Annotated in this window: 6 protein-coding genes; all 6 read right to left on the bottom strand. The window is 53.1% G+C overall.

Going from position 1 to position 10,828, the window contains the following annotated elements; genetic code table 11:
* Positions 1-32: 32 nt before the first annotated feature.
* Positions 33-1,187 (bottom strand): archaeosine biosynthesis radical SAM protein RaSEA, encoded by a 1,155-nt coding sequence (locus F1379_RS21340; RefSeq protein WP_162551231.1) that lies wholly within the window; start codon positions 1,185-1,187, stop codon positions 33-35.
* On the bottom strand, positions 1,174-2,598 hold the full coding sequence (locus F1379_RS21335) for a condensation domain-containing protein (RefSeq protein ID WP_150273733.1): 1,425 nt from the start codon (positions 2,596-2,598) through the stop codon (positions 1,174-1,176). The genes F1379_RS21340 and F1379_RS21335 overlap by 14 nt, the downstream gene beginning before the upstream one ends.
* A 21-nt stretch (positions 2,599-2,619) precedes the next feature.
* Positions 2,620-3,648 (bottom strand): O-methyltransferase, encoded by a 1,029-nt coding sequence (locus F1379_RS21330; protein WP_150273730.1) that lies wholly within the window; start codon positions 3,646-3,648, stop codon positions 2,620-2,622.
* Between the two features lie 13 nt (positions 3,649-3,661).
* Positions 3,662-6,391, bottom strand: coding sequence for an excinuclease ABC subunit UvrA (gene uvrA / locus F1379_RS21325; RefSeq protein ID WP_239004756.1), 2,730 nt, complete (start codon positions 6,389-6,391; stop codon positions 3,662-3,664).
* Between the two features lie 2 nt (positions 6,392-6,393).
* On the bottom strand, positions 6,394-9,390 hold the full coding sequence (locus tag F1379_RS21320) for a cyclic peptide export ABC transporter (protein WP_239004755.1): 2,997 nt from the start codon (positions 9,388-9,390) through the stop codon (positions 6,394-6,396).
* A 236-nt stretch (positions 9,391-9,626) separates the two neighbouring features.
* The gene (locus F1379_RS21315) at positions 9,627-10,706 is read right to left on the bottom strand and encodes a serine hydrolase domain-containing protein (RefSeq protein ID WP_150273726.1); all 1,080 of its coding nucleotides are present in this window, start codon (positions 10,704-10,706) and stop codon (positions 9,627-9,629) included.
* Between the last annotated feature and the right edge of the window lie 122 nt (positions 10,707-10,828).

Here is a 10,828-nt window from a genome sequence, read left to right as displayed (position 1 = left end):
GCTCCCCTTTGTGTACAATCCAAGCACTGTGTCTACTCTGCAGCCGTCCATTCATCCTCCAGAACAGCTAACCGGGACTCAAAGGTTGGCGGCTCCTCGCGAAGCTCCGCTTCCCATTGCTGTCTGCAGCTGCAATCCAGTCCGTGGAGTGCGGATACATCCAGTGTACGGTTGTATTCCTTCAAGGCCGCGAGCACCCTGTCGCTGCATTCCGGGCAGTTATAGGGCAGTCCCACCGGCGACGGATAGAACTGGAACAGTCCGACAATCAATTTTCCCAGATGGGCTGTACGCTTGACGACCTCCAGGATACTCCACAGCCAGGCCGTCTTGTAACCGTTGCGTTCGCTCAGGACCTGGACCAGGGTGTAGTCCTGGATGGTACAGGTTTCCAGCGACACGGTAGTCCCTCCGACCCGGAAGGAATGCTCAACAGCCAATACTGCTTGTTCAATAGCCTCCATCTCCGTCAGAAAAGGGGGCTTCAAAAGGACATAAGTGCGCATATGCATCTCACGGGTGATGATCTCTGCCGCTTTGTTGTACTGTTTAAGCGTAAATCCCTTATTGATGCAAACATACCGGAGGAAATCATCGACAAGCTCCAATCCCATCGCGATTTCGATATGTTTGTCCGGAAGGAGCCGCTTGATCTCCCTTATTTTCTCTTCGGTAACGAACTCCGGCCGGGTCTCCAGAACCAGCATTTTGATTTCGGGCGTTTCACCGATCATTTGCAGAATTCTCCACAGGGCCTCCGAAGGAATCTCCCGATCATTGATAATGGAGCCGTTGTTGTACACATTTAAGAGCGGGAACTGGTCGAATGGAATCCACTTGAACTCGTTCTCAAACTGCGCAATATAATTGTCTGCCGAGATTGCTGTATCGGATCGGGTCTGCTTGGCCAAATGGCCGCACATGGTACAGCCGTTGCCGTTCTTCAGCGCCCATTCGCAGCCGTTGGACATCAAATACATGACTGCGCGTTGGTAATTGGTTCCCTGAAAATTCTCCTCCCGGATGTCCGTCTCTGTGGCGACCGTATTCAAATGGAACTGCTGCTTGGGGATCTTGGCATGGATAGCCTCCATAGCCCGTGCAATCTGGCGGTAATACTTCACGGTTTCTTTGGAGCCCGTCCAGGTGTAGGAGTCCATTCCTCCCCAATTGCTAAGATTGCTCATAATACCCTCCATTTCCTGATGCCGGCTGTAGTTTGAATTCCACGTCCCAGATTTCGTTCAGCTCCCGCTCCAGGTCGGTCAGGCTACCCAATTGCCACACCGGCCGCTGCAGATCCGAAAGCATAAGTCTTAACATTCCGACAAACCTTTCACGGAGCAAGGCAATGTCTTCCCTGTCAAAAAGCTCTTTATGGTAAACAAAATGAAAGGCCGTCTGATGAATATCCGTAATGGAGAGCAGTAAAGGATAGTTCACTCTGCTGTATCCGGAAAAATCCTGCAGCCGCAAATTGCCGAACGTTCGGATATTTAACGGATAATTCTCAATTACCAGCAGTGTATCGAAAAGCTCCTTCCGGCTGCTGCCCTTCACCCACTCCTGAATGTCGACCAGAGGAGTGGTCTCATACGGCTGCCGCCGCAGATTGGACTGCCGGATATCCAGCAGAATGTCGATAACCCTGGATTCATGATGTGCACGTACCCTCACCGGGACCGTATTCATGAGCAGCCCGGCAATCCGCTCCATGCCGGGCAGATTGCCGGTACGGCCGGATGCGGTGACCCCGAACACAACATCGTTCTGTTCCGAGTACCTTTGCAGCAGAAGCCCCCATGCCGCCGTATAAATATCCCCCACCGTCACCCCTGTTGCCCGGGCCGCTTGCATCAGCTCTTGTCTTAGCTCATCTGCAATGATGCAGGAATCATATCCGGCTTCCTTGCCCCCGGCCGCCATGGAATCGCGGCCTTGCGTCAGCAACGGACGAATGTCATACCCCTCCAAATATTGCTGCCAGAATTCCCGCCTGCCGCCCGGGTCCTGCCCGTGCAACCATTTCAAATACTCCCTGAAGCCGGGCTTATACATCGTACCGGGGCGTCTTCCGGCATGAAATGCCTCATAAGCCTCCATGAACTCGCCGAGAATGATTCCATTGCTCCAGCCGTCATACAGAATATGGTGGTGGCTAACTGTCATCATAAACCGTTCATCATCCCACTCGGTAACCATAACCCGGAACAAGGGAAGATCAGCCAGCTGAAACGGATTGGAGCGGTCGGCCTGCAGAATCTCCTGCCAGGCTTCCTCCTTGTCCGCCTCGTTTAGCAGGGTAAGATCATGCACGGTCATGGCAATCTGCCGGTGCTTCAGGATAATCTGAACCGGATGCTCGATATTCTCCCAGCGGAACACGGTCCGCAGCATCTCGTTATGACGTATGGTCCAGTTCCAGGCCCGTACGCAGGCGGTAAGATCCATCGTCCCGAGCAAAGTGTAGCTGTATTGTTCGAAATATAAGCCGGAATCCGGATGCCGCAGACAATGGTATAACATCCCTTCCTGCATGGAAGTAAGCTTCAGCATATCCTCCACCAGGCTTTTACGGATCGGACGGTGATTGGTCATTGCTACTTCCCCCTCGTCCCGTTAATTGTGAACAATCCCGATTCCGTAAGACAAGGAGCTTCTCTTCTGCTGGAAGCCTAACGGCTCCCGGCACCCGTGCGGATCGGCAATCTCTTCGCAGGAGCTGCAGCCCAGCTTTACCTCATTCCAGAAAACTCCGACATCATACCCCCGGCCCCAAGTCTCGGGATGCAGATGGATATCGTGAAAGGCAATAAGTCCACCCGGCGACACCAGCTCGCGGTACATGTGATAATCTGAACTCACTCCGCCATAGGAATGATCCCCGTCGATAAACAGCAAATCAATCTGCCGGTCCCCCAGGAGCCTGATTAAATCCTGCCTGGTGGAATGGTGGAACGACCGGTCGCGGATAAAAGAAAGCTGTTGGCCCGGTGCGCCAAAGCCGGAGTACAGCTGCACCTCATACTCATCCTGTCCGCCTCCGTACGGGCCGCCCGGATAATCAATGCTGATCAGGCGGGCATCGGCATCCGCAAGCTGGCACAGACTGTAGAATACGCCGCCTCCGGCCGTTCCGATCTCCACCACGGTCTTCGGCTTCCTTCTCTGGACCAGCTCCAGAAATGCCCGGAGCTCATAAGGGTTCTGAATCGCCGGAAACAGCGGCATCCGGTCCGGAACCTCTTCCAGAATGCTGCGCAGGCGCCGTGATTCCGGATCGGTTACAGGCAGCTTCAGATTTTCCGGCGTCAGCCGTTCAAAGAGTCCCGGAATAAGCACCTTGTCCAGCAGCCCGTCAATCAGCTCGCTGCCGGTTGTTTCCCGGAACCAGTCTTTGGGCAGCAGGTCCAGAATTGCTGAGTCTGTTCTGCCTTCCTCCACCGACTGTTTAAGTTCCCCGGCTTGCTCCGCAGATAATGCGACGAAACCCGGCCTGGAGTGATGTATTGCCAGCACTTCACCCTGGAAGTGAATATGATCCAGCCCGAATTTATGCACCCACGGCAGATCGTTATACCTTTTGTGAATATAATGCTTGAGCGGTTCCACAGGCAGGAACCTTAAACAATGCGCAATGGTAGTCATCGTTCCCTCCGGCTCAGCCAAGAATTTGTCGCAGATACTGCCCGGTATAAGAAGCTTCCACGGCGGCCACTTCCTCCACGGTACCGGCAGCAACAATTTGTCCTCCCCGGTTCCCGCCTTCGGGTCCGAGGTCAATAATATAATCGAGCGTTTTGATCAGCTGCAGGTTATGCTCGATGACGAGCACCGTATTGCCCTCGGCCACCAGCTCCTGAAAGATATCCAGCAGCCGCTGAATATCGGCGAAATGCAGCCCCGTTGTCGGTTCATCCAGAATGTACAGCTTGCCGATGCCTTTCTTCGCACCGCCCAGCTCCTCCACCAGCTTAATCCGCTGCGCTTCTCCACCCGAGAGGGTGACAGCCGATTGGCCCAATTTCAGATACCCCATGCCCAGACGGTTCATCAGCGTCAGCTTGTGATGAATAGGCGGCTGGTCACCGAAGAAATCTGCGGCCTCCGCTATGCTCATATCCAGCACCTGGGCAATGTTCTTTCCGCGGTACGCAATGTCGAGGATTTCCTCCTTGAACCGTTGTCCCTTGCAGGCCTCGCACACGACTTCGATATCGGACATAAACTGCATTTCGGTCACCAGAACGCCGAGTCCGGAACATACCTCACAGCGGCCGCCGGCCGTGTTGAAGCTGAAGTAACTCTCCTTCATCTTCGCCGCCTTAGCCTGAGCTGTTGCTGCAAATAGCCGGCGGATATGGTCGAATACTCCGATGTAGGTTGCCGGGTTAGACCGCGAATTCCTGCCGATGGGCTGCTGGTTCATATAAACCACATCTTCAATCCATTCCATGCCCCTGATTTCCACATCGGCTGTCAGATGGGACGCCCTTCGCTCCAGTTGGGAACGAAGCTTCTCCACCAGCACTTGATTAACCAGTGTGCTTTTTCCGGAGCCTGACACCCCCGTAATTCCCACAAAACAACCCAAGGGAATCCGCACATCAATATTCTTCAGGTTGTTCTCCCGCGCGCCAAGGATCTCCAGATAGCGGGTGTTCCGTGATTGTAAATCCACATCCCGAAGCCTGTGCCTCCGGGGCAATTCAATGACTCTCGCCCCCGACAGATATTGGCCTGTCAAGGATAACGGGCTGGACTTCAGCTGCGCCAAAGTTCCTTCCGCAACAACCTCTCCGCCTAGAGCTCCCGCACCGGGGCCGATTTCCACAATATGATCGGCACCCGCAATAAACTCTTCGTCGTGCTCGATCACAAGAATAGTATTATTCAGGTCCCGGAGACGCTGCAGCATACGGAGCAGCTTTCCGCTGTCCATGGAGTGCAGGCCGACGGTCGGCTCATCCAGAATATAGATCATCCCCATTAACCCCGAGCTTAATTGCGTAGTCAGCCGGATCCGCTGGGATTCTCCCCCCGAGAGCATAGTCACCGGACGGCTAAGACTTAGATAGCCCAGTCCGATTTCAATCAGAAAGGTTAACCGGGCAGCAATTTCCCGGAAAATGGGCTGAGCCACGGCCTCCTCCTGTGGACTCAATCCCTGCCGGAACGGCCGCTGGCAGAATTCACGCAGCTCCTGGATCGGCATCTCGGATAAGTCGTGAATGCTCTGCCCGTCGATCCGGTACAGAAGCCGCTGACGCTTCAGCCGCGTTCCGGCACACTCCGGACAGAGCTGCTCACGCATCACACTCTTGTCCTCGCCCTTAATCTCACTCAGCTCATTCTTCGCATAGCCGTTAAACCGCTCATACACGATGTTGATGATTCCCGCGAATCTCTCATTCATCGGCTTGCCGCCGATGGAGGGATTCTCTATCGCTATTTTCTCGCCGCCCGTACCGTACAGCACAGCGTTCAGCGCTTCTTCAGGCAAATGCTCCACAGGAGTAAACAGATCGAAATGATACCGGTTCGCCAAGGCTTCGAAAATCTTGCGGTTCTTGGCGAACTTGTCTTTCTCACACTGCCAGCCGATCAATTGGATAGCACCGTCACCGATGCTTTTGGTCTTGTCGGGAATGACCAGATCCGGATCGACGTAATAATGTCTGCCGAGACCGGTGCATGTCGGACAGGCGCCCAAGGGTGTATTAAAGCTGAATGCACCGGCCGCTGCCTCACAAGCCACCATCCCGCAGGTGCTACAACCCAAGACAGAGTCGAACGCCAGAACACCGTCCCGCTTGACCCCAAGCTTCATAAAGCCTTCACCAGCCTCCAGGGCGGCATCGATCAATGCCTGCAGCGATCTGTGCTGCTGAGGGTGCACAGTAAACGTCCCGAGAAGAACATCGTCCCGCGTATAGATCTCAAGCGTCGTCCCCTCCGGATAACCCATCAGATGGCGGATCAGCTGTCTCTTCTTATTGACCGGAATATCACCATGGCCATGCGGGCATACCGCTCTGCTCGCCCGAGAGAACAGCAGCCTCAGATAGGCGCCGATATCGGTCAATGTCCCGACCGTGGAACGGGGGTTGCGCGATACGGTCTTCTGCTCGATGGCTATAGCCGGGGAGAGCCCCTCAATCAGGTCAACCTCCGCTTCGTCCGTCTTGCGCAGACTGCCGCGCTCATACGCGGAGAGCGATTCCATTAAGCGTCGGCGTCCCTCAGCGTATATGGTATGGAAGACCAGCGAGGATTTACCCGAGCCGCTGACGCCGGTGAAGACCACAAGCTTGTCCCGGGGAATATGAAGCGTAATATTCTTGAGATTGTTCTGTCTGGCGCCTTTGATATAAATCTGATTCTGCAGCAACATCATCCCGCCTTATTCTTGAAATTGCCCAATTCCAGCAGCTGGCCGGCATCCATCTTAAAGAGACGGTCCGCCAGATCGAAGTAATGGTCGTCATGCGTAATGGCAATGACAATCTTGCCCTCCGCCCGCATTTCCTGTAACAACGTCAGGTAGAAAAACCTGCGGAATTCCGGGTCCTGATCGGCCGCCCACTCGTCAAATAGATAGATCGGCCGGTCCTCCAGATAACAAATCAGCAGTGCCAGCCGTTTCCTCTGACCGCCTGACAGCTTGAGCGTACTGAACCGCCCGTTATCGATACTGACCTGGCCGTCCAGATCCAGCAGCTTCAAGTAACGGTCAATTTCATCCTGTTTCCCTTCGTAATCAATGTCATAGATGCGGTCAAATAAATGAAAATCGGAAAATACTGCGGAAAAATATTCTCCTGCACGGCCCGGTTCAAGCACATTGCCATTGATGGCGATATGTCCCTCTTGAGAGGGATACAGACCGGTGATCAGCTTGGCCAAGGTCGATTTGCCGCTGCCGTTGCCGCCGGTTATAAATAGGATCTGCCCCCGCTCGGCTTCAAAAGAAACAGGACCTACCGCAAAGCTTCTCTCCCCAAGCGCATCGGCATAGGAGAAAGCAAGGCGGTGGAAAGCAATACTTTCGATCCCGGGTTCATCGCTGAATGCGCTCCATTCATCGTCTGCGTCTATGCTCTTCTCAGGCAGCTCCTGATTAAAAGCTTCAACTCTTCTCCAGGACACCCTGATTTGCAGCATATCGGGAATGACCTGCATTAATCCGTTAATCGGGCCGATCAGGTAAAGGAATACGATGATGAATTTAACCAGGGTGAAATCTTTGATATCCGGAAAAATTCGGGGGAAGAAGAATATGACCACGCCCAGAATCAGGATCAGCAAAGATTCGCCGGTTACCAGCGCATTGGTGAATTTAATACGCGACAGGATGCGCTTATCACGGTATTGCTCGCAGCTGTCCTGCACATCCCCGCGGAACTGCAGTTTTTTGTTTCGGTGCAGGCTAAGCTCCTTGTATCCCTTAAGCATGGCGTCGATTAGGCCCATAAAGACATTCTGCGTATCCCGGGCCTCTTCCCAGTAGCGGTTGGCCATATTGCTGACAATCATGTAGAGGCCGGCTATCGCAGCAATCACAACCAGGGAAATTAACGTTCCCCAGAAAGAAATCGTTCCGAGATATATGAAGCAGCAAATGACGGTTAAGAGACTGGTAGCGAAGCCCACCAGCACATTGGCAGACAGCCCTATGAGCTCGGTATCGTTATTTAAGGTAGCGATAACCCTGCCGTTGTCCATTTTCTCCAGATTGGGATATGAGGTATTAAGAATCCTGCGCAGCAGCTCCATCCGTCTCTGGTAGATCAAACGATAGGTAAGCTTGATCAGCTTGGTTTCAATGATTTTCCGGCCAAAGATATACAGCGCCAAAGCCAGCAGGAAGTAATACAGCAAGTAGCGGAGCGGGATCTCTGAGCCCACCGAGGAATTGACAATGAAGATGACAACGGCATTCGCTACACCGCTCAGCAATCCGAGCATAATCAGTGATGGAATGGGCCGCTTGTTCTCATTGGCTTCCGGAAACAGCGTTGACACAATCAGATAAGCGCAGCACAGGAAAGCAGTTGCCGCCGCCGCTGCCACAGCGGCCGGGAGACTGATCGGTGACCAGACTATCGCTGTAGTCCACGATACACCCTGCATGGCCTTCGGAATTAAAAACACAGCGTAAATGAACGGTGCTGAAGCAGCCAGTAGTCCCAGTCCTGTAAGCAGAGCCTTGCGCCCCGGCGGTTGCCAGGAACGTTGCTTGCGGAGGATGCCGGCAACGGTCCATACCAGTAGCCCGGCAACCACCAGTGCAAAGCCTGCGATAATGATGGCGATCACCGAATAGGCGTTATCCAGCTTCCGGTCAGGCTCATAGGGAGAGGCAGGCTTCTTGTCCCGCAAAATATCAAGGATTCCATGCCCCGTAATATATGTATTGGTCGTGCCATTATTGGCCATTACGCCAACGGCAAGCTGATCTTCCGGCCGCAGCACCATGTATGCGGAGAAGTTGGGGTTAAGCCCGGCTTTGGACAATTCGCCGTTACCATGCTGGTAATCAGCCCAGCCCATCGCATAGGAGGAGTAGTCGAACTTGCTTGGCGGTACCGTGCGGTCAGGCTCATGGGTCTTCATAATCAGCGGAGTCAGCGGAGAGGTTACAGTGCCTAGTTGGTACATTAGCCATTTCGCCAGGTCCTCGCTGTCCATGATGACGTAACCCGCAGGCCGGTTGCCGCGGAAGGTGGGCGAAGCATATTCTCTGGCCTGGAAGAATCCTGTCTTGTAACCGGTGGCCAGTGTTGAACCCGCCGTCTCCGGATATAACGTTGTATGTTCAAGTCCAAGCGGCAGAAACACCTGGTCTCTCATATAATCTTCATACTTCAGGCCGGTCACCTGCTCAAGAACCGCGCCAAGGATCGCATAATTGATCGTTGCATATTCAAACTGTTCACCGGGCTGGTGATTAAGACGAACTCCGTCTATGTTTCGTACAACTTCTTCTAAGGCATCGGGTTCATTGGAGATGGGAATATCGGTAATCGTGTACCAGGGAATGCCGCTGGTATGATGCAGCAGCTGCCGAAGGGTAATGGGGAAGGCGTGGTTGTTATATTCAGCGTGAAACCAGGGGAAGTACTTGGACACCGGGTCATCGAGTTTCAATAACCCTTGAGCTTCTAACTGGAGAATGGCAAGTGCAGTAAAACCTTTGGAACAGGAGGCGATTTCGAAGCTGGTCTGGGGAGTAACGGGGACCTTGCTCTTAATATCCGCATAACCGAAGCTGTTCATGTAGGAAATCTCTGTTCCCTGCACGATGACCACGGTCATTCCCGGGATTTCGCCCTCTTTCATTTTGGTTCGGATAAAAGCTTCGATTTCCTCCGCCTTGTCACTGTCCAATGCGGCATAAGCCGTACTTTGGCCAAGGAAGCATGCTAGTAAAATTATACATAGGATCGATAGCAGCCCTTTAGTCCAATTTCGTCTCTGTGCAAGCTCCATATCCCGTTTCCAACTTTCTCTCAAAAATTTGAAATGACAGATACACGAGATGCAATATTGTGTATATTTTCACATAAATACAAAACACATACTAACATAAATTCCATATTAGAACAATTGAAGATTCTATGACCTTACATCGGCTGAAAGCTAGGCCAGCCGCTTCTGCTGCCGATTTCATTGATAATTTTGCCTACCAGAGATTCGTTCTGCGGTTTACCCGGATCGGAATTCATCATGACGACAACACCGCTTCCCTCTGCAGGAAATGCATAAATCTTGCATTGGAAGCCGACACCCCAGCCTTGGGAGACCAGATAGACTTGGCCCTCAGCATCACGGGGAACAAATACGCCAAGTCCAGCTTCCTCGCTGCAGCCGTGTCCGCTAAGCATCAGCCGGGCAAACTCCGGACTTAGGATAAAATGATGCCCGCCTTCCCTTGCAGCTAGCAGACGGATCACGAATTCTGCCAGCTCGGCGGGGGTCGTCCATAGGCCTGCCGCGGCCAGGTACGGGTAATATGCGCGTTTGCCCTTCACTGTTCTGCCATGCGAGTCATGGCCGGCAGACGTTCCGCGCGGCTGCTTCACACTGTACATGTTCCAGTACAAGGAACGCTGTAAGCCAAGCGGCTGCAGCACGAGCCGCTTCATAGCTGCGCTAAAGGGCAGCCCGGTCACTTCTTCAATCAAGCGTTCCACCAGACAATAGCCTGCATCCGAATACGAGAATTTGCTTCCCGGCGTGCAGGATGCCTGTAAAGGTTCCTCAAGGAACCGCGTCCGCCCGGACAGAATATCGGTCATTGCAGGCAGCGGATCTTGATTGCTGAGCACATCGAAGCTGCCTTCAGGATCAATAAACCCTGCCTGGTGCGACAGCAAATGAAGCAGTGTCACTTTCGTCTCCGCTGTATATTCATTGTCCTGCAGCTTCCATGAGCGCAAATAGCCATTCACGTCATCCTCCAGTCCCAGCCTTCCTTCCTGAACCAGTCTCAGAGCCCCCGCTGCGGTAAGCATCTTGCTGATTGAACAGGCGTGGAAGAGGGTATCCGCCTTCACCGGACGGGCCTTGCCCTCCTCCAGCACACCAAAGCCCTGCCGCCAGATGATTTGTCCGTGCTCGAAGACGGCAATTCCCATTCCCGGAACATGCTCCAATTTCATCTCGCGCTCTAAATCTATGAACATTTCCAATCGTTTTGGCATCGGTATCCCCCGCAAAATCTTCACCTAATATTTGGTTTTGAGCCTTGAATATGTATTTCTGTTACGATAACATCAAATCAAATATATGGCAATGACCGCATTTCTCTCAATTCTGCCTATTA

It is taken from the genome of Paenibacillus tepidiphilus (assembly GCF_008635795.1).
Taxonomy (GTDB): Bacteria; Bacillota; Bacilli; order Paenibacillales; family Paenibacillaceae; genus Paenibacillus_AQ; species Paenibacillus_AQ tepidiphilus.
The sequence above is the reverse complement of the archived record's forward strand: the minus strand, read 5'-3'. Positions and strand labels throughout refer to the sequence as shown.